The following is a 25,768-nucleotide window of genomic DNA, read 5'->3' as shown; positions in this document are numbered from 1 at the left end:
GCCATAACATCAGCGGCCGACGGAGCCCTCGTAGGCTCCGCCGGTTGCCATTGCAGCCTTGGAACCGCCAAAGCCAGCGGAGCTCACAGCTAGTTCGGAGGGCACAGCCCTTGGCCGGATTCGAGTCTCTCTAACTCTCTTGCCTACTCCTCTGACCTGCAGCACCACTAAAGCGAGTCGACGTCGCGTTGATCGCCTCCATGTCGCGAGGCCTGATATCTCTCGCCTGTAAAATGTTTCCTGAATGCCGGAGAACGGCTGCAGTATTGGGTCCAGGCGCGCAGCTTTCCTCGTGGAACGGCGTACCATCTTCTCGCGCGGCGAGCATTCTGACGGAAGATGCCTCTATCATTTCTCCACTCTGACACATCTTTCCAGCGTCGGCTGCGCCGTCAATCGAGCAGGAGCACTTCAATCAAAATAGGCCCAAGCAAAGCAACATGCTCGCCCGCCAATGTACTTCGATGCGCTTAATTGCACCAATGTGCCCCGAAGCTTCATGCTTGTCGACGCAAATCAAGTCGCGTTTTCCTGATTAGTTGCGACATACGTTTCCAACAACTTGGAAAATTCGTATGAATCGCATTCAGCGTAGTCGTGCTTGGGATGATTGCAGCGGCCGCATACGCGATCTTGGTCCCCGCACATCGTCTCGCGGCCCATACGTCTTTGAATCCGCTGGCGGCCGCTATGAGCCTGCTGGGGATCACTCCGGCTGACGCCGGTGCCGCGGGCTGGAGCTTGCGCTCATGCGCGGCGAAACGCGCTGCGAGGGTTGCAAGCTGAGGGTGGACTGCATTGACCGCCTCTCAAGGGCCTGGGGCCGACGCGTTGCCGCAAGGCTGCCCGAATGCATCGCTTCATGAGATTGCCCGCCACAAGGAGGCCACGGCGTCGAGGGGCGCTTTCCTGCGCGTAAAGATCTCGACATCATTTGTCTGCTTGGGCAAGGATACCCTCGCCAGTAATGGACCCGGCCACCGGTTCAAAGGTGGGCGAGCAAACCCGGCCTATTCGGTCATGATTCAACTCGCTCCGCCTGGTCCGTGTTTTGAGATCGCAGATGAACCAACCCTTGCGCGAGCCGCACTTCACTGCAGAGTTTCGGCACCAAGGCAGCCTTTATTAGGTGAATTCGGCTTCAGGTTGCGGCTACGCTCCCTCAATGAGATCGCAAAGCCCCCCTATCTGGGAATCCTCAACCTCGAACGCGGCGATTTGCCGGACGCGCCTCCGCCGGAGGCATGGCCTGGGTCGCTGCTCAATCCGACTGCTACGTTCCATTTTCCTGTCCTCGCGGAAACCGTTGCCAGGGCCTGGGTTGAAAATGTTGTGCGCGGTGATCCTGCACTTGAACCGGCCTTCATCGCTGCGGCCCGGCGACTTGTGCACCGAGGCGCTGTCGCGATTACCTCGACTTGTGGCTTCTCTATCCGGCATCAGGCAGCCGTGGCCGCTTCAGTGAACGTACCTGTGGTTATGTCGAGCCTGCTCCTGTTACCAGCGTTGCTCCGGCAGTTCCCAGCGGCCGCCAAAATCGCCGTCCTCACCTATGATTCATCTCATTGCGGTGAAGACCTCCTCGGAGTTCATGATCCGAGAGAGCGGGCGCGAATCGTGGTAGGCGGCATCGAAGGCGGCAAGTTCTGGCATGACGAGATGAAGCAGCCGGCGCCACCAATCGACGTGGTCGGAATGGAGCAGGATGTCACGGGCTGCGTCGCGCGGCTTCGAGCCAAGCATCCAGAGATCGCGGCTATCCTGTTCGAGTGCGCGGGCTTTCCGATGGTGGCAACGGCAATCCGCCAAATCGTGGATCTACCGGTCTACGACATTACTGATCTCTGCCGAATGACCATGGCGTCCGTCGGTGTCAGATAGCATCCCCCGCTTCGGGTGGGGTCAAACGTTTGCCGATAATGGACGTTGACGAGGAGCGCGAGTGTCGTCCGCAGCAGAGCATCTCGTTGTAACCCACGTTGCTCTGGCTAGGGCGCTTGCGGCGGCAAGAGGCTCGATTTTGGCTCGGCCGCGGCGCTCGCGCCTTCTGTGCGTGCGCCTCCGACCGCAGCCCTCCGGGGCGTTCGTGCCAGACGTCGTTACGATGTAGGTGTTCGTCGGGCCTCGCAAGTAAGCGAGCCGACATATTGCGCGATCCGATGAGGCTGCAAGACTCACAAGATCACCACGTGTACACGGAACAGTGCGCAAATACCTCGACCTTCGCGACCCGCAATACGGCGGCGCGATTCTGCGCGATCTGTGTGCTTTTTGCTGCTTATCTTCGATGTTCGCGCGCGGTTCGCTGCGAATCCGCTCTCCAGCAATCTATAGTGATTTTCGAATATTGGGCTCGCACTTGAGTGATCCCGGCCGAAGCGACGCCCGTCGGCATAAACGCCGCTGAACGGTCAATGAGTTTTGCGTCCCTTCAGGAAGAACGAATGTCATGACTAGGCCGACATCACTTCATCGTTCAGTCGACCTGGCACGCCGTTCAATGATTAAGACGGCGACGAGTTCACTACCGCTGCCATTCGTCGTCCCACCCGCGCGGGCGCGCTCGGTCCACCTTATCGATGGCAGAATAACCATTACAATCCACATCAACGAGCATTAGCTGGCATGGCGAACTCAGTGACACAATCAACGGATGGCATTGCCGCGTCGACCGCGCCATTGGATGCATCATCCCCAAAAGATGCAGTAGAGGACGCCCTGGTAGGTCCCTCTGTCTTGGACGATGGGCGCGCAGAGCTCGATCCGCGTTCGTTTCGAACGAGTCTGGGACAATTCGGAACGGGCGTCACCGTGGTCGCCACGCAGATCGACGGACGGCTCGCGGGGACAACAATCGGCTCGTTTTCGTCTTTGTCGCTCAACCCTCCGCTTGTGCTTTGGTCCATCGCTCGCTCCTCGCGCAGCTTTTCGATGTTTGAGCGGGCGCGTCACTTCACGATCAATGTCCTCGCGGAAGACCAGATCGGAGTCTCGCAGCAATTTTCAAGTTCGACAGACGACAAATTCGCAGGACTTCAATGGTTCAAGGGCAGCAATGGCTGTCCCGTGCTGCCGGGAATTGTCGCCTTGTTCGAATGCGAGCAAGAAGCGACCTATGAGGGTGGCGATCACTTGATCATTATCGGACGAGTGCAGCGGTTCGTGCGCTATTCGGGCAAGCCGCTTTTGTTCGTTCAAAGCAAATATGCTGTCCCACAGATTCATCCACAATTGCAATCCGCGCCTGATGCGCCTGTCACACCAGCTCGCCCAGAATCTAGGGCGATGGCGGCATTGTCGAAACTACTCCTTGACGCAACCCGGCTCCAGGTTGGTCGCTTTGAGAAACACCGGCGCGCAGAAGGCGTCAACTATCTGCAGAGCCGGGTTTTGTGGGCGCTTTACGCCAATCCCGGCCAGGCCATCGGCGACCTGGCTCAGCAGATCTTTGCTGCGCCAGACGACTGCGCAGATGCGGTTGCGGAGTTAATCGAACGCGGCCTCCTCACTCAAGATCTCAAAGAGAGAGTCTCTCTGACAGAGGCTGGGCGCGACAAACGGAACGCGATTCAGGTGCGAGGCGATAGATACGAAGCGGAATGCCTTTCTGGATTCAGTCCAGAGCAAATTAGCGCCGTCCGCGAGTTTCTGGAGGCTTTCATCCGGAAATTCGAGGATGCCGACTCGGCGCTCTAGCCTGCAAGAGAGGCTACGTTGGTCTGGTGCGGCCCGTACCGAGAAGCCAGCGCACGCCTCTTCCGAACTCAGGCAGGCCTAGATGGTTCTTGAGCGCAATTTGGTTTGGCATTGCAGGAATTGGACGACCGTCCACGACCGAGACCGCATGACAGGAATGGCCTCTACCTCATAGGGGTCACTATAAATGCAACTTACATAGGCTGGAGAGACAAATGGCAGACAAAAGGCAAATGCGCCTGGGCGCCTCGATTCGAGGCCTCGGCTACAACATTTCAGCTTGGTTGCATCCCGATGTGGATCCCGCAGCATCCGAGAAGGTTCAGCACTTCGCTACCGCAGCTCGAATCGCCGAGGAGGCGATGTTCGATACGGTGTTTCTTGCCGATACGCTTGCGGTCCGCTCATACGATGATCCAAAAGGGGCGGCCGCGCGCAGCTCCAACAACGTGGAGCTAGAGCCCATCACGTTGCTGGCGGCCCTTGCAATGTGCACGAAACACATCGGCCTCGTGGCGACTGCTTCCACAAGCTATAACGAGCCTTACCATATCGCTCGGAAGTTCGCCTCCATCGATCACATCAGCGGAGGGCGCTCTGGATGGAATGCGGTTACCTCCTGGTCCCATGCCGGCATTGCTCTTGTTGCGGTCGTGTCGGTGTGATGACGCGTTTCTTCGTCAGTCACTACATCTTCCGCTGGCGGACGGCGATGAACGATATCTATGTTGCAAGCTGGCCGCGGCTGCGCGCCATCGAAGGCGCCTCGCAGCGCGTTCAGCAGGACCCCATGCGCTTTGCGAGCGGTCGGATATTCCTTCCAGGCTGCGTTCCGCCACCGCTTCCGCGGCGCGACCAGAGCCTTCGGATGATCCAGCCATCCAGCTGATGGAAGGTATCCCTCCATTGAGGCCGCCTTGTTTGACGGACGCGAGCGCTGCAGGTCCTAGGGGTAATCCTAGCATTACAGTTGCCTTTTTAGGAGATGTCTGAATCTATGGACACCATGATTCGGAGGTCGTGGACGCCAGCAGCGTCGATCGAGGAGACGCTTGCGTTGTGGGCGGCGTCGCTTCCAGAGATCAAGAAATGGATACGTCCGTTGTTCACGCAAGAGAGATGGCGTCACCTTGGCTGGCTGCTGGTCACACAGCCGGCGCAAGTTCTATGAGCTGCATGTTGCAGGAAGCTTGAAAGTTGCAACGGCGACGGTCGAGCGGATGGCGAAGCTCTGGCAGGTCGAGAAGACCATACGCGGTCAAAGCCCCGACGTAGGCGTTGCCGCGCGCCAGCAAGCCTCCACAGCGGTCGTCGCAGATCTCTTCGATCTCTGGCAGCAGACATTGCGGCGGATTTCCGGAAAATCAAAACTGGCTGAGGCAATCCGCTATGCCGTCTCGCGCCGTGCCATCTTCGAACGCTTCCAGACTGATGGTTCGCATCGAGCTCGACTCCAACATCGTTGAACGCGCCATCTGACCACAAACAATTACGAGAAAGAATAGCCTCTTTGCCGGTAGCGACGGCGGCGGACGAACCTGGGCGAACCATCGCAACACTGCTGCAGACAGCAAAGATGAATAACGTCGATCCGTGCGCCTGGCTCAGCCTAACGCCTCAGCGTATCGCCAACGGCTGGCCGAGCGGCGAAATCGACGCGCTTATGCCATGGAACCACGCCGCCTGACGGCCGCAGCTTGCCGCTTACCCTTCGACCGAGTACGTGGCAACGAAGAGTGGCAGACGCTCCGAACGCGTAAGCGCTGGCGGTGCCCATGCCAAGGCAATGGGGGCCAAGCTGGTCTTTGCGAAGCTTGACCGGTTCAACCTCAAACCGGGCTTGCTTCGGTCACCGCTGGCAACCGGCGACCCGGGGTTCTGCAGCGACATTCGTCAGCTTATCGACAGGTAGGCCTGCTAAGGGCAGAACGCTGCCACGTTGACGGCCCTCCGGGACTTATCTGGTCAACGAAATGGCAGGAAGCCTCGCAGCAGTATCGATCCATTTGCGCGTTTGGGCTCGTGTGAACAATGATCATGACACCCGGCCTGCTTCGCGACCTTGAGGAGCGGGGGTATTCTTGTTTTGGCGATGGAGATATTGATGAACACAGGACAGGCTCAGTGGAGTGCAGGTTCTTCCTCGGCCGCTTCTGAAGAGGGGGAGCAGGAAAGTTACCTCAGCGGCTTCAGCCGAGCCGTGGCGGATTTGCTCGAAGCCATGACAGGATATCGGACCCCGGCCTCCGCGCGCGCGCAGTTGCTGGACAACTGGGCGGCCGAAGAGGGGCAGGGCGAAGCCGAGAATCGGCGACAGGGACGCGCACGAATTAGGGGGGCGGACAACACTGGCTCGCACTCGCTGGATTTGTCCTCCCTCTCCCTGACCGCTTTGCCCGCCGCCCTGCCGCCAAGATTGCTGGAACTGCGCGCCAGGCACAACGAGCTAAGCAGCCTGCCCGCTAGCTTCCCACCCGGTCTTCAGCATCTTCTCATTAGCCATAACCGGTTGATTAGTTTGCCGGACGCTCTTCCGGCGACCCTCTCTCGGCTGGAGGTGGCCGATAACAGCTTGACCAGTCTGCCGGCCAACCTTCCGGCTGGGCTCGAGATCCTGAACGCAAGCGACAACCGACTAACTAGCCTGCCGGACGCTCTCCCGAGCAGGCTCACCTCGCTCGCGGTTAGTGGCAATCAGCTGACCGACCTCCCCGACTACCTCCCATCGGGGCTCATTGAACTCGATGTCAGCAGCAATCAATTGGCCGACCTCCCCGCCCCCCTTCCGAGCACCCTCCAATCGCTCAATCTCAGCGGTAACCGGCTGACCAGCCTGCCTGAGGATCTTCTTGAGGGGCGTGTACCGAATCTTAGTCTCAGCTACCCGCATTTGGAGAACCTCGAGTTCGGGGATAACCCGCTGCCGGACGACGTCCTCGCTAATCTGGCGACGGCTGAAGCGCCACCGCAGCTTGCGCAGCAATCTCTATATGAGGCTGCCGCGCAATGGCTCGCAGACGACCCGGCGACGCTGGCCAAATGGCAGCACTTTGCGGATGAGCCAGGCGCCCAGGACTACGCGCAGTTCCTGGAGAGGCTACGAGAGACCGTGAACTACGGCAATGACGAGTTTCGGCAGGCAGTGGCTGATGATCTGCAGCAGGCGGCCGCCAATCCGACATTGCGCGAGCAGTTCTTTGCGCAGGCGTCCGAGGCCAACGCGAGCTGCGAGGATCGTGTCACCTTGCACTGGAATGGTATGCAGACCGCGCGCCTCAACGCTGACGTCGAGGACGGGGTATATGACGATCGGCTTGGCGATCTGATCCAGCGCGGCCGTGTCGCCTTCCGCTTGGAGGCGTTGGACGAGATCGCGCGCGACAGGATCAACTCGCTCGCCAGCGGCAACCCGAACGTAGACGACATCGAAGTCTACCTGGCCTATCAACATCGGCTGCGCGAGCCGCTGGAGCTCAGTCACGTCGCCCCTGACATGCGCTTCCTGGCGGTCTCTCACGTAAGCGAGGATGATGCGACGGAGGCGCTCGACCTGGTCCGGGAGCGGGAAGCAAGCCAGTTCACCGACTTCATGGCAAGCCGCTGGCACCCCTGGGAGACGGTGCTGAGGCGCATCGCTCCAGACGAACATGCAGCGATGCAAGACCGGCTCGTCGAAGCCATGGGCGAAGAGTTCCAAAGCCGTCTGGATCAGCGACTGGCCGAACATGGTCTGGTGGGCGACGTCGATGCCGAGCGGGTGCTCGGAGCCCAAGTCCGAAACCAAATCGCAGGCGAGATCAAAGGCGAGGTCATGCACCGGCTGCTCGCAGAGCGCGGCCTAGAACAATAAGACTTCCCAACAGTCCCGCGGGGATATTCTTCGTTGCTCTGTGGCGCTGCCTCAAGATGGATCCTGCAATCGACATCATCTTTGAGCTGACGATTGCCGATTGGCGCTCGAGCGAGGAGGCTGAGGCGCTGCCCGTTGAGGCAGCACGCATCTACCGCCGTGAAGATCGCACGGTGCGCGGCAGCATGAAATGGTCGGCGCGCAGCCTCATTGCCGATTCCTTGTAAGACGGGATGCCCGGGCCTTCTACCGGGCTGCGGAATGCTCCGCCGGAATTCTGTCGTGACCGCGCGCCGCCTTTGCTTCGTACTCGTCCTCGGGCGAGCGAAATCGACGCGTCAACAACCGGCTTTGATCATCGCGATTGTCGCGGTCGGTCAAGTGCATGCTCTCAGTCGTTTGAACGAGCGGGAGCGCGCGAGCGGATCCATCGGAGAACGCATTGCCGAAGTTTTCGTCCTACTGGCGCACGATTTCATAGGTCACGCCAATGCCACGCGCCGCCAGCACTTCAGCACGTCCTCGACCATGCGCAAGCTTGAGAGGAAGCCGGAATACAACCAAGCGGCATAGCTGATTACTTCCGGTGGGAAGCGATGGCGGCGATAAAGAGGGGTCCGGGCGGTCGGCGTGCTGGTCCTCACCACCCCCTCGGCGGCTCCAATTCGTTAACTTAACGCCATCCAGAGTCTTCCGAAGCCGTCGACCAGATGTGTCTCGATCAGTCTGCTGTCTTCCTCATTTAGACGGCCCGGCTTGTCGAACAGCGTCAGCGGAATGGTAGCTTCCCGACATCATGGAGCATCGCCGCGAGCCCGAGTCGCCCCAATACTTGCTGGCGAAATAATCAGCGCCGCCGCAGACAATACGTAAGCAGTGCTGAAAGGTGGCCCTCGTGAGCCAATGCGAACACAGGCTTTGAATTTCGCTTTATTTGGCTGCTCGCAACATTGGCGTGAGCGGCGGCGAAGAACCATGTTGTATTTTGCCAATGACCTCGAAGCCGTGGCTTTGATAAAAGGGGATGTGATCGGGATTCGAGCTTTCCAGATAGGCGCTAATGCCCTGCTCATCGCATCGTTGAAGAGCGTATTTCATCAACAATGTGCCAAGTCCTTGTCCGACCCAGTTCGGATCGGCCGCGATGAGAGGCAGGTACCAATGCGGCTCGGACGGATGATGTTCGGCCATTTCCTGCCGCAGGAGCGCCATATCTTCGGTGATCGCCGGGTTCAGGGACAGCGCCATTATTTCGTCTAACGCGGACTCGTCTTGCTGCACGCCAGGCGGCAGCCACAGGGCTGCGGCGCGGATCCCTTCCGTGACGTATGCTGTGCCGTGCTCGAATGCTGGTCCACCAGAGGCGTTAACGAACCGAGGCATGCTCCGAAGATATTGGCTTGCGTCAGGCCAACTCCACCGCATCAATGGATCGGCGGCAAAGCCGAGCACAATTGTCCAGACGGTGCTTGTTCGAATGTTTGCATTCGCACATTTGATATCCGACTCCGCCGGCATAATGTGGGTTCCAAATTTTCTGTCTACCTGTCAGAGTTACGTGGCACGACATAAAGAAGACGTGGCCGATCACCAGATTCCTGATATCGACCGGCTGCACCTGGGTTCTGCCCGCTGATGGTCATGTTCCGTAACGACTCAGAATAGATCCATCGCCCGGCACCGGCTCGCCGTGCTCAGCTTCCGGAGCGCTTTTTCATCACTGCAATCCCTGTGCCATACTGAATGTCGAGCGACGGCATCGTCAACTTAACCGACCGCTGAGCTGAAGGAGGCGCTTCTCAAAGGTTCGAGATTCGGCGATAGCGCTTGTCATGGAGATCTCGCGCCAAGTCGCAAAGGCTCGCTCGTGCCAAGCACGACGGAAGTCGGCAGTCAGGGCTCCGGGATAGGGGATGTGGAAAAGGTTCGAGACCTGATCGTGAACTGACAGAAATCGGTGGGCCTGGAGGAGTTGAAACGCATCATGATCCGCTCGCGTCGTCGCGTCGGCTGATGAGAATTCTCGGCCCGATTGTTGAGAACTTTGTGCTGGCGATGTTCGACCCAAAGGCCCGTCTTTGCCCTCGCAGCGCCGTACGAACGAAGCTTGTCCGTGATCATCACGCGCGGCGGCGTGCCGGCGGATTTCAAGAGCTTCTTCCTGAGCCGCTGCGCAGCGCGCGAGTCTCTTCCGCGCTGGATCAAGACGTCGAGAACGAAGCCATTCTGGTCGACAGCGCGCCAGAGCTAATGTTGTTCGCCCGCGATCGAGATAACGATCTCGTCCAGATGCCATTTGTCACCGCGAGCGGGAGCGCGCTCGCGGACCGATCGGAGAACGCCTTGCCGAATTTCGGTCCCCACTGGCGCACGGCTTCATAGGTCAACAGTGCCACGCGCCTCCAGCATTTCCTCGACTATGCGCAAGCTTAAGGGAAACGGGAACTACAACCAAACGGCATATTGACGCCGCCCCGGTGGGCTGCGCCGACAGACTTTCAGCGGTTGCGCAAAAGTACGGTGCACTGCGTGAGCGGGCTGGTGAGCTCGAAATGACGCTGCAACGGAGCCGGACGGCGCGGTCGCGGCCATCTCGTTTGAGCATTCACGGTCGCAAATCGACGCAGAGCGCGGCCCAACCCAAACAACGTCGACTGGTAGAGAAGCGTTCGCCTGAGCTGAACTTCTTGACGGTGGGGCGACCGCGAGTCACCGGACCCGGATTAACGAAGGTCGTCGAACGGCCCACGAAACCCTCGCCAAGGCGTGGGAGGCGAAATCCGCTGCTGCTGGCGCGTTCCAGTCGGCGAGCGCTCGCTGCGAGGAAGCTGCCGCGGGAATGGAGGCCGCGAAGAATCGCCGCGCTTCAGCCGAAGGGGCCTTCAATATGGCCTGTCAGGATATCGCCCGGTCGCAGGGTCAGGTGTTCCCGCTGATTGCCACCGACCCGGCTGTGTCCAGAGCGCTACGAACACGAACTCAAGAGCTCGACCGAACCGTAAATGATACGGACGCCGCCGTCCTGATGCGTCGGGACGAGCTGGAGAGATCGCTGGAAGGGCTGACGCGGAGGCATCGACTGACGCCGTTGCAACCCTGACAACGGAAATCGATGCTCAACGAGCTGCCGATTGGCGTGATGCATGTCCCGGGCGCGGGAATTCAGGACAATCTGGGCGACAAGGCGAAGAAGCTCGGCATCCCGGTCTGAAAATTCGGCGGCGCGTGAGCGCCGCAAATTTCTACTACCCGACTTGAGCGACGAAATCGCGCAACTTTCGCTCCGCTTCCTCCGCCGCCTTCTCTACGGCAGGAAAGATCGTGGCCCACACCTCAGCCAACTCCGGAAACTCCATTCGCGCCTCGGCCGGGTTTCAGCGGTAGGGAAATTTGTCGTACCACGTCACTCTTTCGACGCTTGAGGGTCAGAAGCGCTACGCTTCCGCTTTTCAGTTCAACAGCAGCAGCTGTGAGCGCCAGAACCTCTGAGACACGGCCGCCACTTTGCAATAGCACCGTATAGGAAAGTCGGCGTGCAGGATCGAACCCTTGTGCCGCGCGACGGAAGCGACGGCGCTCCGGTAGTGTCAGGTATTGTCGAATACCCGATGTCGAAAAATAGAGCGAGCTCTCCGCACAAGGGAGCCGGGGGGCTCGCGGTCGAGCGGACGATTGATTTCACAGATGGTAGATGGACTGCCGCTGTCCTTAAATGAGGAGGGGAAATGTCGCGTCCCGTATTCGTCGTAGGATTGATTGCAGTCTGCTCCTTCTTTCTTTGCCACCATAGACCGCAGCACAGGGACAGCTGTGCGATCCGTGCCTACGCTCAGGTGAGAAATGCTGCGGTCTGCAGCCGTCTGGTTCGGCGCGCGTTCAATGTAGCGTCGGTTATGGATACGAGCGCACCGGCGCCGAACGTCGCTGTCGCCAGAACCAGCGGAAGTGTTCTCGCCACTGACAGAGCGACAATACACTCCTGACGTGGTGCCTTGGAAAAAGATGCCCCATGAAAATGGGAGCGCAGTCCCCTGCGCTCCGGTCGTTCTTACCATATACGGAAACGGTCACGCTGCCCGTTGCATCACAGCTGTAGCTCTGATCATCGCTAAAGTTCTGATGACAATATTTGGACTATGGACCGGGATGCCACCCCTTCTTGCGCAGCGTGTTGTCAGAACTTTAACAGAGTCGATTGTCAGCTCTGAAACAATGTCTGACTTCCGACGCTACAAACATTCGTAGAAGACGCAGAGCAGCTGCGATTTTCATCGACACGTCCCTTGCTTGGTTCGCGGACGAACATCTCGGATCGCTTTTCCAGGGGGGTGCTGAAGGTTGCCTTCTCGCGTGTCGCCACGAGCGCCGTGGTCGTCAGCTTACTCTGAGGCAACATGAAACTAGGCTTCAAGCAATAAGGTCGCGTTGGCTTGGCGTCTCCGCCCTCAGCGGTCGGACTTATCAGACGTGATGCCGACGGCCATTTGTTCTTAGGACATCGAGATTGTCGATCTGCTCAGCAAGGGGTTTATACCCGGACGTCGTTTGGCGAACGCAAGTGACAAGCGTCCGCAAACAACAGGGGCCTTTGGCATGAATGTGGCATCAGGGCTCAGTGCAGGGCGGACATCGGTTAGCACGTGATGCCCCATAACATCGGGGTGAAGGAACTTCTGATGAGGGCCGTATCGATTGAGTTCACTAGTACCCACTTTTCTTGGAACGTGAGTCGTGATTCAAGGTCGGGATGATACCCGAAGCAAGAGAAGTCCACCTTTCGAGGAAAGATCGCAAGGTGCTTGAGGCGTGCTGTCGCTCACCGGTGACGTTGCAGCGCGATTTGAAGCGGGCGCGGATAGTTCTGTTGGCGGCGGATGGGCGCAGCACCCGGTCGATCGCCAAGGAAGTTGGGGTCCAGCCGCGGATTGTCAGCCTTTGGCGGCATCGCTATGCCGACCATGGCCTTGAAGGGCTGCAAGACAAGCCGCGGCCTGGCAAGCAGCCGATCTATACGAAGACGACCGACAAGCGGATTCTGAAGCTGCTGGATAAGCCGCCACCGCAAGGGTTTGCGCGCTGGACCGGCCCCCTGCTGGCCGAGGCGCTGGGCGATGTCGATGTCCAATATGTCTGGCGGTTCCTGCGCAGCCACAAGATTGACCTGGTGGCTCGCAAGTCCTGGTGCGAGAGCAACGACCCGAACTTTACGGCCAAAGCCGCCGATGTTGTCGGCCTCTATGTCGCGCCGCCGGCGAAGGCCATTGTGCTGTGCGTGGACGAGAAGCCCTCGATCCAGGCTTTGGAGCGAGCGCAGGGTTATCTGAAGTTGCCCAATGGCCGCGCCTTAACCGGCCAAAGCCACGATTACAAGCGGCATGGCACCACAACATTGTTTGCGGCGCTCGAAGTCGCCACCGGAAAGATCATCGCGACCCATTCAAAACGCCGGCGCCGCGTCGAGTTTCTCGATTTCATGAACAGCGTCACCGCGACTTTTCCGAACCGCAAGCTTCACGTCATCCTCGACAACCTCAACACCCATAAAAAGAACGAGGACTGGCTCAAGGCCCACCCCAACGTGCAATTTCATTTCACGCCGACAAGTGCGTCATGGCTCAATCAGGTCGAAGTATGGTTTTCCATCTTGCAGGGGCAGTCGCTCAGCGGCACCTCCTTCACGAGCCTCAAGCAGCTTCAGGAACACATCGATGCCTACGTCAACGCATACAACGACAGAGCCGAGCCCTTCGTCTGGACCAAGAAAAAGGTCCGTCAACGCCGTTTCAAAGGCCGCCGTATCACTCAGCTCTGATTCCGGGTACTAGGCTGGTGTTTTTGTACTTCGTGAGCGTGCTTGCGGCCTTGCTTTTGCTGGTGGTGAGCAACCGCGGAGCCATGGCAAAACGCTCCGGCTATCGGAGTGATTGTGCCGGGATGCTGATTGTTTCTTCCATCCTACTTGTTGATAATTTTCAGTCGGAATGCCAAGCCCTCCATCTTTTCAGTGACAACCAGCCCATACGAGGGGAGCTCTTTGAGCGGGGTGCGGATCTGTTCAGCTTCAATGGGGCTAATGCGGGTGCACCGTGCAACGCTGTATTGGCTCCTGTGATTCTTCCAGCGCCCTCGCGTCTGCGCTATCGATCGATGACGCTGAGCAGTGACGAGCCGTCAAATTATCCCGACGAAGACGTTCTAAAGAGGAGAGCAGACAAAGGGCCTCGAGTGGCGTCGTTCGCTCCTGCAAGATCGTTCCGGCAGAATGGTCCGGCTCTCCGTGCGGAGGCGCCTGTCGGTTCGATGCTGATGCAGAGGCTAGTTTCTTTGGCATCTCATAGTTTTACGACCTCGGCCGGGGTCAAAATTAGCTTCACGTTGATTATGGCGTCAAACCCGAGCGGTACTGCTTTTGGTCCACAGGTCTTAATGGATGCCGACAGTAAAGCTTTGGTCTGCGAGATCTCGCCCATGGATGCGGAAAGCATCTCTGCGTTTCGGCACTCGCTGGCGCAAGCCTTTGTTCAACAAGCGGCGAATCCCGGTGGGGGGCTCCCGAGCAAGGATGTCGATGATTTGTTTGCGAACAACTGGGCTGCTAATGCAACAAATGGCATTATGGGCGGTTGCCTGCTCGGGAATAATAATGAAAGCGGAAGGATAGTGTAGCGCAGCACATGGGTTGTCACGAACTCCACGAACGAGTCCGGGCCGCCAGATCCGGAATGTCCCTCTTCAACTCCTGTAACAGGAGGGCGTAATTCGCCCGATATGCTCGTCGCCCAGCCATTCCATGTCGTCGAGCACCGCCCGCTGGCCGTGGAGCGAGCCGAATTGAAAAGTGCAGTGCCTGCCGTCGCTTGATAATCGTGTGGACGCGTCGGGTTGCGGGCCATTAGCGCACAACTGGCAGGCAGCTCTTCATAGCTTAGGCGTCGGCGATCGACCATCTGGTCCGTCCCATCGAACACAGGCGGCGCGCCCTCATCAATTGCCATCTGGGCTGACGAGCGCTTGCGCGCACTAGGGTCTGTACCTAAATAGCGCCACGTGATTCTCTTGCCTACGTGTTGATTCGGGGGCGAGAGAATGCGCGCTGGTTTGTTTTGGCTGAACGACAGGCAATGGGCGCGTATCGAACCGCATCTGCCGAGGGGACTGACGGCGCCGGATCGGGACGACGACCGACGCATCGTCAGCGGCATCATTCACATGCTGCAATCGGGTGCACGATGGCGTGATTGTCCACGTGAATACGGCCCTTACACGACGATCTACAATCGCTTCAATCGCTGGGCCAAGCGAGGACGATGGTGCGCAATCTTCGAAGCGCTGGCCAAGCCTGGCGAAGACGGCGTCGTACTGTCGCTCGACTCGACCTCGATTAAAGCTCACCGGTGTGCCTCCGGCGGAAAAGGGGGGAGCACAATCAAGCAATCGGCCGCTCGCGCGGAGGCCGCACGACAAAAATCCATGCGCTGAGCGATCCGCTCTGCCGGCCGGTCGTCCTGCATCTGACTCCAGGCCAGGATGCCGATATCGCTGCGGCTCCCGATGTCCTGGCGCTCGCGCCACCCATGAGCGTGCTCCTCGCCGACAAAGGGTATGATGGCGACAAGCTTCGCGGCGAAATCATTCGTCGTGGCGCCAAGCCCGTAATCCCCAATAAATCTAACCGTGTCGTCATCCATCGCTTCAACAAACGCGCCTACAAAGGACGAAATGTCATCGAACGCTGCTTTGGCAGGCTCAAGGACTTCCGGCGCATCGCCACGCGATATGACAAGCTCGCCCGTAATTTTTTGGCCGCTGTTCATCTCGCCGCTCTCGTCGCATATTGGCTCAATTGAGTCTGGACCCTAGTGCAATCGTGCGTTCCACCAACTACCGATATCACTGCCAAGGACTCGATTGTCTGGTTCGGACCAATGTCCACAACCGGACGCATGTACCATGAACAAACCCGCTTGAGGATCTCCATCTTCGAGCGGCACGCAGCTTGCTTCGTTTGCGCAGGCGCTCGTTATTGGACAGGAAGGGGCAGCGGAGTGCATGATGCGATCTGGAGTTCGTCTTTGGGAAGCCACAACCATTGCGCTTCTAGCCCGCGGCAGGCCGGCCCGGCCGACTTTGGGCCAGCAGTGAAGCTGTGTCTGATCCTCTGGCACCAATCCGCAAACGGCGGAGCAGAACACAACATTGGCCTCTGGCCCCGACGGTTGCGTTATTCGCGGCTTCGGCCTGAGCCTTCCCATTCTGCACATCAACGGTTTCACCCGCTCGCGCTTCACCGCATGGCTCCCGGCCCGCATAATGGCCGTCATGCGCCGGGGGGCGTGAAACGGCCGATTAGCAAGCAGCTGGCATATTCGCCGCAACAACAACAGATCAGCATCCTTCGGAGTAGGTCGCAGCTGACAGATATCGGAACGACCCACGCGAACCAAGTGGCATGGTCGGCGGACCGACAGTTCGTCAAAGCTTTGGCCAATGAGCGCGGACTGCTCGTGTTCCTGATCCCTTTGCTGAAAAAGCTGCCGCCCAAGATCGCCTATCGGAGACGCGGAGTTTCTCCGCGATCGGCATTTCGCGCTCCGCCCATAGCGCTGCTGCTGCTCCTGGGCTCTCGCAGCTTGCTCCAGTAGCTGTGCTTCCAGGCATAGTTCGGTTCGGATGAACCTGATAACCCGTCAGATCAGCCATCACATGCTTCCGCAAACCTTCCAGCGCGACGCCTTCAGCACGAATTCCCTGGGCCGAAGCGAGGCCGACTTGAAGAGATTTCAGCGTAGCGGTTCGCGTCGATTGCCGAGGGTTTCTGCGCAACCGCAAGAGGGCTGGAGCCAGTGCTACGGCTCGATGCCGAGAATTTAAGGTAACGTGTTCACCATTTTCCTGCTCGCTGTTGTGGCTAGTTGTATCAGGACGTCAAGTAAGTGTGAGTTCATGCAACTGGAGACTTCGGTCTGGCCGCCAGTCTGCGTTGGCCGCTTCATCAGATTGTTGGCCTTGCTGACCCGACGGAAAGGTTAGTGGCTGTGGCTGCGCATCGTCACAAACTGACTGCGGTTGCGCCAGGGCACGATCCGTGGCTCTTCACGTCGCTAGTCTGCGACTGCTTGCTTGCCATAGCCGTTGTCATCGCGACTGGTTTCGGCCCCGTCGTAAAGGCATCGGCGCAGAACGTCTCCTACAATACGCAGCCGCCGCGTCCGAAGCCGCCGAAGGCCGCCAACGACAACCAGATGCTGGTTCAGGCGACCGAGGTCGTCTACGACTACAATAATTCGCGGATCTCGGCGGTCGGTAACGTCCAGCTGTTCTACAACGGCACCAGCGTCGAGGCTAACAAGGTCGCCTACGACCAGAAGACCAAGCGGCTCCATGCCGAAGGCAACATCCGCATGACGGATGCCGAGGGCAAGATCACCTATGCCGAGACGATCGATCTGTCCGACGACTATCGCGACGGATTCGTCGGTTCGCTCCGGGTCGATACCGCCGACCGGACACGGATGGCCGCAACGCGCGCCGACCGTTCCAGCGGCAACTACACCGTGTTCGAGAACGGCGTCTACACGGCCTGCGCTCCGTGCAAGGACGATCCGAAGAAGCCACCGCTCTGGCAGGTCAAGGGTGCCCGCATCATCCACGACCAGCAGGAGAAGATGCTGTACTTCGAGACGGCGCAGCTCGAGTTCTTCGGCGTGCCGCTCGCTTACATGCCCTACTTCTCGACGCCCGACCCGACCGTGAAGCGCAAGTCCGGCTTCCTGATGCCGGGCTTCACCTCGAACACGGGCTACGGCTACGGCGTGGAGGTCCCGTTCTACTGGGCGATCGCGCCCGATATGGACGTGACCTTCAACCCGCGCATCACCTCCAGGCAGGGCGTGCTGTTCCAGGCGGAGTTCCGCCAGCGCCTGATGGGCGGCGCCTACCAGATCCGTGCTTACGGCATCGACCAGCTCGATCGCGGCGCCTTCGCCGGGCAGCCCGGCGACCGCCAGTGGCGCGGCGCCGTCGAGACCAAGGGTCAGTTCGCGCTGAACGACAAATGGGTCTGGGGTTGGGACGGCGTCGTGATGTCCGACTACTATTTCTTCTCGGACTACCGCCTGTCGCAGTACCGTGACCCGCTCGGTTCGTTCCTGAACCTGCCGACCGACGCGGTCTCGCAGCTCTATCTGACCGGCGCCGGCAATCGCAGCTTCTTCGACGCACGCACGATGTACTGGCGGAGCTTCTCGGGCAACCAGGACAAGGTCCCGATCGTCTACCCCGTGATCGACTACTCGAACGTGCTCAACTATCCGGTGTTCGGCGGCGAGTTCAGCTACAAGACCAACTCCGTCAACCTGTCGCGTGACAGCGCCGTGTTCGATCCGATCACCACGCTCGCCAACACCAACAGCCTGTGCACGACGGCGTCGGCCGATCCGCTCGCGCGCACGCCATCGCAGTGCCTGCTGCGCGGCTTCCCCGGCACCTATACCCGCCTGTCGGCGGAAGCGCAGTGGCGCAAATCCTTCACCGACCCGCTCGGCCAGATCTGGACGCCGTTCGCCGGCCTGCGCGCCGATGCAATCAACTCCTCGGTCTCGAACCAGCCGGGCGTGTCGAACTACCTACCGGTCGGCGACACCCAGGCATTCCGCCTGATGCCGACGGTCGGCCTCGAATACCGCTATCCCTTCATCAACGTTCAGCCCTGGGGCTCGACCACCGTCGAGCCGATCGCGCAGATCATCATCCGCCCGAACGAGACTTATGCCGGCAAGTTTCCCAACGAGGATGCGCAGAGTTTTGTATTCGAAACGTCGAACCTGTTCAGCGTCGACAAGTTCTCCGGTTACGACCGCGTCGAGGGCGGCGGCCGCGCCAATGTCGGCGTGCAGGCCACCACGCAGTTCGACAAGGGCGGCGCGGCCAAGGTGCTGTTCGGCCAGTCCTACCAGCTGTTCGGCATGAACTCCTACGCGGTCCGGGACTCCATCAACACGGGCCTCGATTCCGGTCTCGACAAGCCCCGCTCCGACTACGTGGCGAGTATCGACTACTCGCCCAACCGCACCTACACCTTCAGCGTCCGCTCCCGCATGGACGAGCAGACCTGGAACGTCCAGCGTTTCGAGGCCGAAGGCCGCGCCAACTTCGATCGCTGGTCGATCAGCGTGATGTACGGCAACTACGCGGCACAGCCGGAGCTCGGCTATCTGACCCGCCGCGAAGGCATCCTCACCACCGGCTCGCTGAAGGTCGCGACCAACTGGGTGGTCACGGGCTCGGCGCGCTGGGACCTCGAGGCCAACGAGATCAACCAGTATGTGGTCGGTGCCGGCTATGTCGACGATTGCTTGGTGCTGGGATTGAACTATCTGAAATCCTACAATTATACGGTAGGCGGCGTGCCCCCCGTCTTGAATGAGACCTACATGCTAAGTATAGGTCTACGAACATTCGGGACGATCGCAATCGGCTTCTGAGGCACGGATAGCGGCGCATGCGGGTCACGTCGGGGGACGTCACCACCACGACCGAGGCGCGCAATAGCGGGCAGGCGGTCACGGCTGTGCTGGGAAAGCTCGAGTTCGACGAACGCGCAGAACTGTTCCACTTCAGCCATGTTGGTTTTGGGCGCGCGAGATCGCGGCTTTGGGTCATGACGTCAAACTGCTGCTACCTCAATATGTGAAGCCATTCGGTGCGCCCCGACGGCGCGTATTACCAGTGGAGGAAGGATCCACCCAGAGAGTTGTCGATTGATCTGGTAGCTGACGAGCGGTTTGGACGAGCAATCGGACGGATCGAAGCCTCGTGACAAAGGTCGCTTTAGGCGGCCGAGCAATCCAGCGGGCCGTAACGTGAGTGAAGCCTGAGCACGCCTCGAAAGTTACGATGTGAATGCCGACCCGATCGTATGGCGGGGAAGGCCGTGCGGACAGGGAAGCAATCGACGCACGCACCTGTCTGGTTCACCGGGGTAATGGGCACGGCACGTTGGAAAGGTAGTACGGGTAATCGGGGGAGACCCGTCTTGGTCGAAGGTCGCGCCTTCAGCATTGAGTAGTCGATGGACCGGACGGGAGTCGGACAGGGTCAAAGGTACCGATGAAACCGGGTAATTCCGGCGGAGGAAAGGACCCTGACTTCAGGTGCGCTTTTGAAGATGGCGAGGGAAAGGGTAGATTGGCGATGAGCCTTGAAACGCCCGATAAGATCAGGAGCCTTCAGAGAAAGAAAGCTTTATTGTAAGGCGAAGGCGGAGCCTGCCTTCCGCTTCTACGTGCTGTACGACAAGATCTGCCGCGAGGACATTCTGAGCCATGCCTACAAGCTGGCCCGCGCCAACGCGGGTGCGCCGGGAGTGGACGGAATAACTTTCGAACAGATCGACGCGTCGGGACTCGAAGCATGGTTGGCTGGCCTGCGCGATGAACTCGTCACGAAGACCTATCGGCCCGATCCGGTGCGGCGGGTGATGATCCCGAAGCCCGGCGGCGGCGAACGTCCGCTCGGTATCCCAACAATCCGGGACCGGGTCGTCCAAGCTGCTGCAAAGATCGTGCTGGAACCGATCTTCGAGGCGGATTTTGAGGACGGAGCTTATGGATATCGCCCGCGCCGCAACGCGGTCGATGCCGTCAAGGAAGTGCACCGGCTTATGTGCCGGGGCTACACAGATGTTGTTGACGCCGATTTGTCGAAATACTTCGACACGATACCGCACTCGGACCTCCTCAAATCGGTGGCCCGACGCATCGTCGACCGGAATGTGCTGCGGCTGATTAAGTTATGGCTGCGAGTACCGGTCGAGGAGCGGGATAGCAACGGGAAACGGCGCATGAGCGGCGGTAAGAGCAACAAGTGTGGCACGCCACAGGGGGGTGTCATCAGTCCGCTGCTCTCCGTCATCTACATGAACCGGTTCCTGAAGCATTGGCGTCTCAGCGGTCGGTGTGAAGCATTCCATGGCCAGATTATCTCCTATGCCGACGACTTCGTCATTCTCAGCCGCGGCCACGCGGAAGACGCATTGACGTGGACGAAAGCGGTGATGACCAAGCTTGGGCTGACACTCAACGAGACTAAAACCTCGGTGAAGAATGCCCGATTGGAAAGCTTTGACTTCCTTGGGTACACGCTCGGACCCCGCCACTTCCGCAATGGGGGGCGGTGGTATCTTGGCGCGGCTCCGTCGAAGAAAAGCGTGCTGCGGATCAAGAGGAAGGTCAGCGAACTGCTGACGCCGGGCAACAAGGGCGCTTGGCCCGAAGTACAAGCACGACTGAACCGCCTTCTGCGCGGCTGGTCCGCTTACTTCAGCTATGGCTCGCTTGCTACGGCTCATCAGGCCGTTGATCGACACGTCTTTGACCGCGTGCTCGCCTTTCTGCGCAGACGACATAAGACGCCAGGACGTGGCTCTCTGATCAGATCTATGGGAACCCTGGCGTACTTGTGCTGAACCGCGTGCGCAAAGTGTCGCCGACGTGCGCCTTGTGACGAAACCTGTCGGAAAGCCGGATGCGGGAAAACCGCACGTCCGGTTTGATGAGCGGGGAGAGGAAACGGAACGCGCAACAAGCGCATCACCGCGCCTCTCCTCGACTCTACTCAAGCGCGGGAAGACTGATGGCCGCGGGGTGCGAGAGGTAGACGATGCCGACGCAGAGGCGATCAGCGAAGCTGTCGCGCGCAATACCATGCGCTTCGTCCCGGTTCGTCGAACACTGCAATCACGTCCGCTATCATGAGAGCATCGACAACCTCACTCCTGTCGATGTCTACTTCGGCAGGGCTGAGGCGATCCTTGCAAGCCCGCAGCAATTGGCTCTTCCATTCGGTCGTCCCCCATCGCGGGTGTCAAGCCGCGCACGCGGGACCGCGATTTTAATCGACCCGAAGCTACCGGTCAGCGACCGCGGCTGGCTGCCGTGTCGATGCCCGTAACGGGGCGTTCCCTCATGGCCGGCCTTCATGCCGCGTCCGTAGCGCGGCCGCGCAAGGGCCGCATCGAGCTCGCTGCGGAGCAATTCCTCTAATGAGTTCCCGCGTTGGTTTCCGCACCGCCGTTTCAACCGGATCGAACCAATTTCGAAAAGCTGCGGAGCCGTCTCTCTTTCACACGGCGGGGAAATGCATCTTTGTGACATTGCTGGTCATGGCATGGTCTCCGATCCGGCGCTCCAAACGGCGGATGATTCGAGGTTGATCACCTCAGAGACTACGCCGCTTTCAATTCCAACCAATCCTGCGGCGGGACCCTGTCTGAAATCCGCCAGCCTGTCGGGAACGCAACCCGGAGCGCGAGAAAAATAGCACGTCTGGCTCTGCGCATAATGGCCCAACTCTTGCGAGGGGCGAGCGGGCAAAGGTCAGGTTGGAGATTGAGAATGGCGAGCGTGTCAAAGCTAAAGGTGTTTGCGGCCCTGAGTGCGGCCAGTGTTGCGCTTGTGCCAATATCGGCAAAAGCTCCGATATGGAGTTCGAGCGCTCAATACGGGAGCTTTTCAATCGATGGCTACAGTTGGAACAACGACGTATGGGGCAGGGGCGCAGGACCCCAGACTATCTCGGTGAGTGCTGTCAACCAGTGGGGGGTGTGGTCGAACCAGCCTGATACTGGTGGCATCAAGAGCTATCCCCACGAGGGTTTCAATGTCGGCAAACCGCTCAGTTCGATCAACACTCTGATCTCGAACTTCAATCAGGAAGTTCCGACTAGCGGCGCCTGGGACGTCGCCTACGATATCTGGGATAGCTCAAATCAGTATGAGATAATGCTCTGGACGAATTACACCGGCAATCCCGATGGTGGCGGCAACGTCAAGCCCATTTCTTACAAGTACGCTTCTTCCGGGGCGGCGATACCGATCTACACAAATGTCGATGTAGGCGGAGCGACTTGGAACGTGTTTCAAGGAGAAAATCACCATAAGGTCATCTCATTCCTGCGCACTTCGAAGACCAACAGTGGGACGGTGGATATCAAGAGTGTCCTGCAGTGGATCAAGTCTAAAGGGTACTTTGGGGAGATAAACGTCGGCAACGTCCAATACGGCGTTGAGATCACCTCCTCTCCAGGTGGGATGAACTTCAACTTCAATAATTGGACCCTGACATCGAGGTGAGTACCCACGGTCGGTGAGGTGAAGTGGCCTCGGATTCTGGACCGGCGGCTCAGATGGTGCGGATGCCGTTTTGTTTTGATAAACGGAGACCATGAAGAAGAACGAGACGGAAAATCGAAGCAGCGCTGAAGGCAAAGATCGCCTTGGAGCCGCTGCGAGAACAATCAAAGGTGACGGATCTGGCGCTACCAGCGGTGGAGAGAAAATTACGTGAGGCAACAACTCAGTTCAGGAACATTTTCGGCCAGGCAATGCGACAGCTCCCTAGCAAACATGTGGAGCTGATCGCACCGGACGAAAATCGATTCGCACAATGCTCACGCTGCGTGGGCAGCCCGTCGGGGGCTGGGTGGTTTGTTGCGGGGGCGACGTCGAGAAGTGGACTCTTCGCCTAGTCGCCCTCGATCTTCGTTCGCAATCCCCCGAGGAGAGAAACATGTCGTGGGACGACCAGCAATTCTAACGGACGAAAGCTGTGCCGCTGCTCCTACCTTGCAGTGCGCCCGTTTTTCACAAGCTCAAAGAAATAGCGAGCGAAATACGCAATTTTGGATTTTCGCATCACCACCGAACTTTCGGCACTGTTCTTGAAACGGGCCATTCCGCACCTCGCCGAGTTGGGTGAGAACGATCAATGCCCGCTGCGCGACCTTTCGTGAGCGAAGGTAGCGGGAGATGTCCCGATCGCTGTTGAGCGCCGCGCTCGTGACGTGGGCAACGGGCTTGATCGTCATGCGATCGTGGTGAGCTTGAAGGGCCGCACGCAGAACCGACGATTTCTTATGCGCCTTCAATCATCGGAAACCCTTGTTGGCCTCGATCATGCCGGCCGCGACCCATCGCAAGGTCATACCGGCATCCCGCCGGCGTTTGACGTTGCGCGTGACCCGGCGAATGGTGCCCTGAAATGGACCCCGGTTTTGGGACGAGAGGCCAGGTTGGAAAAGGGCCGCTCCGTTTGATCGACGGAGGGCATGATGACGAAGAAGACGCGACGGAAGATCGACGCGGTGTTGAAGGCAAAGATCGCACTGGAAGCGGTGCGGGAGCAGGCGACGGCTGCCGATCTGGCCCAGCGCTATGAGGTTCACCGAACCAGATCTATGCTTGGAAGAAGCAGCTGCTGGACCAGGCGGCCCGGCTTTTGACGTGGGTGTCGGGCGCGAGAGCGAAGGAAACGCGCGAACGCGAGATCGAGAAGCTGCACGCCAAGATCGGACAAACTGACGGTCGAGCGCGAGTTTTTAGCGCGGAGGTCCGGAAGATGAGCACGCCGGACCGTCGAGGAATGCTCGAGCGCGTCGACCAGGCGCTGTCGATCCGTCGGCAATGCATGTTGCTCGGCATCGCCCGTTCTAGCGTCTACCGGCCGCTACAGCCGGCCAATTCAACGACCTTGCCCTGATGCAGCGGATCGAGGAGCTGATCACCGCCTGGCCATTCCTGGGCTCGCGGCGAATGACCGCGATGCTGAGGCTGAGGGGCTTGCGGTCAATCGCAAGCGCGTGCAACAGTTGATGCGCAAGATGGGCATCGCCGCGCTGGGACCGAAGCCGAACACGACAAAGCCGGCGCCGGGCCACAAGATCTCTGTCCCGATCTGCTGCGCAACATGAACGATCGACCGGCCGAACCAGGTGTGGGCGGCCGACATCACGTATCTGCCCATCGGCCGCGGCTTTCTCTATCTCGTCGCCATCATCGACTGAGCGAGCCGTGCGGTTCTGGCGTGGCGGCTGTCGAATACGATGGACGTCTCGTTCTGCGTGGCGGCTCTGGACGAGGCGCGGCGACGTACGGCACGCCGGAGATTTACAACACCGACCATGGCAAAGGCGTTCTCCGATCGCATCCGCCAGCGCGCTTCCGCTCGCGGTTACAAATGGCATCTGGACGAGGTCGTTATTTCGATCGCGGGCGAACAACATTGGCTCTGGCGCGCTGTCGACCAGAATGGCTTCGTTCTCGACGTCTTGATCCAGCCCCGAAGAGACTCGCGCGCTGCGCAGCGGCTCATGAAGAAGCGCTTGAATCCGCCGGCACGCCGCTGCGCGTGATGATCACGGACAAGCTCCGTTCGTACGGCGCTGCGAGGGCGAGCATGGGCTTTCACGTCGGACATCGCCCGCACAAAACTCTCAACAATCGCGCCGAGAATTCTCATCGGCAGACGCGGCGACGCGAGCGGATCATGAAGCGTTTCAAAGCGCCCCATCAGGCTCAACGGTTTTAGTCAGTTCACGATCAGGTCGCGAACGTTTCCGCATCCCCTATCTCGGAGCTGTCGCCGCCGACCTCCGTCGTGCTTCGCGCGAACGAGCCTTTGCGACTTGGCGCGAAATCTCCGCGACAAGCGCTATCGCCGAATCTCGGACCTTTGAAAATCGCCTCCTTCGTCTCGGCGGTCGATTAAGTTGACGATGCCATCCATGCGTCGCCCACACGTTCTTCCTTGGCCTTCTTGCATCATGGCCGACGAAGACCGAGATGCAGCCCGCAAAGCTGATCGGCCGCTACGGCAGGACGTTCTGGTGTGTTCGAGGTCAGACATACGGCTTGCCTCAACAATCGCTAGCCTTGTCGCGTAAGCGACATAGCTATCGGAAGCCGTCGGGAATGCGCATCGCTTCGCTGGCATGGAGTCTGCTCACCACCAGGGGCGTAGAAGCGACGCCACGACATCGAACGTCGTTGCGGATGGCGCGCACATGTGTTGTTCGTGAGGTGATATGCGACCTGGAGTTCTTATACGGGGCGCGGCAGCAGTTACGCTTGCCGCTTGCGGTGGCGCGAATTCGGCGGATCTCGATCCAGCGGTGAAGGTTTCATCCGACACTGTGGAGCTGGACCGGGAATTATATTGGCGTGCACGGCGGTGGCGGCTATGCCGGACATCTTCAGTGACCCCTAGGCCCATCTATCTATGGCGACGTCGTCCATACCCCTGCATCCCTGGCCGGGGGCCAGAGCGGTGATCACAGCTTTAGACCGTGCCGCCCAGTCGCCCACTCAGGTGTCTGGGAGATCGGAGCCTGATTCTGGCCCAAGACTTGCGTGCAACGTTTAGGACGCTTTGTGCGCAAGGGTCAGT

The 25,768-nt window shown here is 59.3% G+C and carries 13 protein-coding genes and 8 pseudogenes; 16 read left to right on the top strand and 5 right to left on the bottom strand.

All coding sequences use genetic code 11. The features are described from left to right. Positions 1 to 798: 798 nt before the first annotated feature. The 6 genes and pseudogenes from BJ6T_RS48820 (at position 799) to BJ6T_RS47760 (ending at position 7,773) form a co-directional block, all read left to right on the top strand. Entirely contained in the window at positions 799 to 1,881 is a 1,083-nt protein-coding gene (locus BJ6T_RS48820; protein ID WP_347336781.1) for an aspartate/glutamate racemase family protein, read from the top strand. A gap of 744 nt (positions 1,882 to 2,625) precedes the next feature. Further along, a complete protein-coding gene (locus BJ6T_RS37930) occupies positions 2,626 to 3,696 on the top strand; it encodes a flavin reductase (protein ID WP_014497863.1) in 1,071 nt (356 codons plus the stop codon). A gap of 215 nt (positions 3,697 to 3,911) precedes the next feature. After that, a pseudogene (locus tag BJ6T_RS37925) lies at positions 3,912 to 4,501 on the top strand (LLM class flavin-dependent oxidoreductase); the annotation flags it as partial. A gap of 310 nt (positions 4,502 to 4,811) precedes the next feature. Beyond that, positions 4,812 to 5,383, top strand: a pseudogene (locus tag BJ6T_RS37915) (IS66 family transposase); the annotation flags it as partial. Between the two features lie 417 nt (positions 5,384 to 5,800). Next, positions 5,801 to 7,546 (top strand): T3SS effector NEL-type E3 ubiquitin ligase NopM, encoded by a 1,746-nt coding sequence (nopM, locus tag BJ6T_RS37910; protein ID WP_014497859.1) that lies wholly within the window; start codon positions 5,801 to 5,803, stop codon positions 7,544 to 7,546. A gap of 56 nt (positions 7,547 to 7,602) precedes the next feature. After that, on the top strand, positions 7,603 to 7,773 hold the full coding sequence (locus tag BJ6T_RS47760; protein WP_014497858.1) for a hypothetical protein: 171 nt from the start codon (positions 7,603 to 7,605) through the stop codon (positions 7,771 to 7,773). A gap of 170 nt (positions 7,774 to 7,943) precedes the next feature. Here BJ6T_RS47760 and BJ6T_RS46460 read toward each other — a convergent pair. The 3 genes and pseudogenes from BJ6T_RS46460 to BJ6T_RS44465 form a co-directional block, all read right to left on the bottom strand. Further along, positions 7,944 to 8,190: pseudogene (locus BJ6T_RS46460) on the bottom strand (IS6 family transposase); the annotation flags it as partial. 286 nt (positions 8,191 to 8,476) lie between these two features. Further along, entirely contained in the window at positions 8,477 to 9,064 is a 588-nt protein-coding gene (locus BJ6T_RS44475; protein ID WP_063701405.1) for a GNAT family N-acetyltransferase, read from the bottom strand. Positions 9,065 to 9,313: 249 nt separating this feature from the next. Further along, a pseudogene (locus tag BJ6T_RS44465) lies at positions 9,314 to 10,138 on the bottom strand (IS6 family transposase). Between the two features lie 2,155 nt (positions 10,139 to 12,293). On the opposite strand from BJ6T_RS44465, the gene BJ6T_RS37890 reads away from it, so the two are divergent. The 6 genes and pseudogenes from BJ6T_RS37890 (at position 12,294) to ltrA (ending at position 21,011) form a co-directional block, all read left to right on the top strand. Beyond that, positions 12,294 to 13,358: an IS630-like element ISRj1 family transposase gene (locus BJ6T_RS37890; protein WP_011084514.1), complete on the top strand. Its 1,065-nt coding sequence runs from the start codon at positions 12,294 to 12,296 to the stop codon at positions 13,356 to 13,358. Between the two features lie 17 nt (positions 13,359 to 13,375). Next, positions 13,376 to 14,212 carry a hypothetical protein gene (locus tag BJ6T_RS37885; RefSeq protein WP_028144470.1) on the top strand — a complete coding sequence of 279 codons (837 nt, stop codon included), beginning with the start codon at positions 13,376 to 13,378 and terminating at the stop codon, positions 14,210 to 14,212. A gap of 398 nt (positions 14,213 to 14,610) precedes the next feature. Then, positions 14,611 to 15,393 (top strand): annotated as a pseudogene (locus BJ6T_RS44460) (IS5-like element ISBj2 family transposase). Positions 15,394 to 16,662: 1,269 nt separating this feature from the next. After that, on the top strand, positions 16,663 to 19,029 hold the full coding sequence (locus BJ6T_RS37870; RefSeq protein WP_223153708.1) for an LPS-assembly protein LptD: 2,367 nt from the start codon (positions 16,663 to 16,665) through the stop codon (positions 19,027 to 19,029). Between the two features lie 17 nt (positions 19,030 to 19,046). Beyond that, positions 19,047 to 19,238 carry a hypothetical protein gene (locus tag BJ6T_RS37865; protein WP_014497849.1) on the top strand — a complete coding sequence of 64 codons (192 nt, stop codon included), beginning with the start codon at positions 19,047 to 19,049 and terminating at the stop codon, positions 19,236 to 19,238. A gap of 507 nt (positions 19,239 to 19,745) precedes the next feature. After that, on the top strand, positions 19,746 to 21,011 hold the full coding sequence (ltrA, locus tag BJ6T_RS37860; protein WP_225895121.1) for a group II intron reverse transcriptase/maturase: 1,266 nt from the start codon (positions 19,746 to 19,748) through the stop codon (positions 21,009 to 21,011). Between the two features lie 305 nt (positions 21,012 to 21,316). On the opposite strand, the pseudogene BJ6T_RS48810 reads toward ltrA, so the two are convergent. Further along, a pseudogene (locus tag BJ6T_RS48810) lies at positions 21,317 to 21,646 on the bottom strand (IS256 family transposase); the annotation flags it as partial. Between the two features lie 293 nt (positions 21,647 to 21,939). On the opposite strand from BJ6T_RS48810, the gene BJ6T_RS37855 reads away from it, so the two are divergent. Continuing rightward, on the top strand, positions 21,940 to 22,677 hold the full coding sequence (locus tag BJ6T_RS37855) for a glycoside hydrolase family 12 protein (RefSeq protein WP_014497847.1): 738 nt from the start codon (positions 21,940 to 21,942) through the stop codon (positions 22,675 to 22,677). A 695-nt stretch (positions 22,678 to 23,372) separates the two neighbouring features. Here BJ6T_RS37855 and BJ6T_RS44450 read toward each other — a convergent pair. Next, positions 23,373 to 23,579, bottom strand: a pseudogene (locus BJ6T_RS44450) (IS256 family transposase); the annotation flags it as partial. A 75-nt stretch (positions 23,580 to 23,654) separates the two neighbouring features. Here BJ6T_RS44450 and BJ6T_RS47755 point away from each other — a divergent pair. The 3 genes and pseudogenes from BJ6T_RS47755 to BJ6T_RS37835 all read left to right on the top strand — a co-directional run. After that, a complete protein-coding gene (locus tag BJ6T_RS47755; RefSeq protein ID WP_162130978.1) occupies positions 23,655 to 23,825 on the top strand; it encodes a hypothetical protein in 171 nt (56 codons plus the stop codon). Positions 23,826 to 23,941: 116 nt separating this feature from the next. Continuing rightward, positions 23,942 to 24,082 carry a hypothetical protein gene (locus BJ6T_RS47750; RefSeq protein ID WP_154694111.1) on the top strand — a complete coding sequence of 47 codons (141 nt, stop codon included), beginning with the start codon at positions 23,942 to 23,944 and terminating at the stop codon, positions 24,080 to 24,082. Between the two features lie 427 nt (positions 24,083 to 24,509). After that, a pseudogene (locus BJ6T_RS37835) lies at positions 24,510 to 25,090 on the top strand (IS6 family transposase); the annotation flags it as partial. Positions 25,091 to 25,768: the final 678 nt, after the last annotated feature.

This window comes from Bradyrhizobium japonicum USDA 6 (genome assembly GCF_000284375.1).
Lineage (GTDB): Bacteria > Pseudomonadota > Alphaproteobacteria > Rhizobiales > Xanthobacteraceae > Bradyrhizobium > Bradyrhizobium japonicum.
This window is presented reverse-complemented; position numbering and strand designations above follow the sequence as displayed.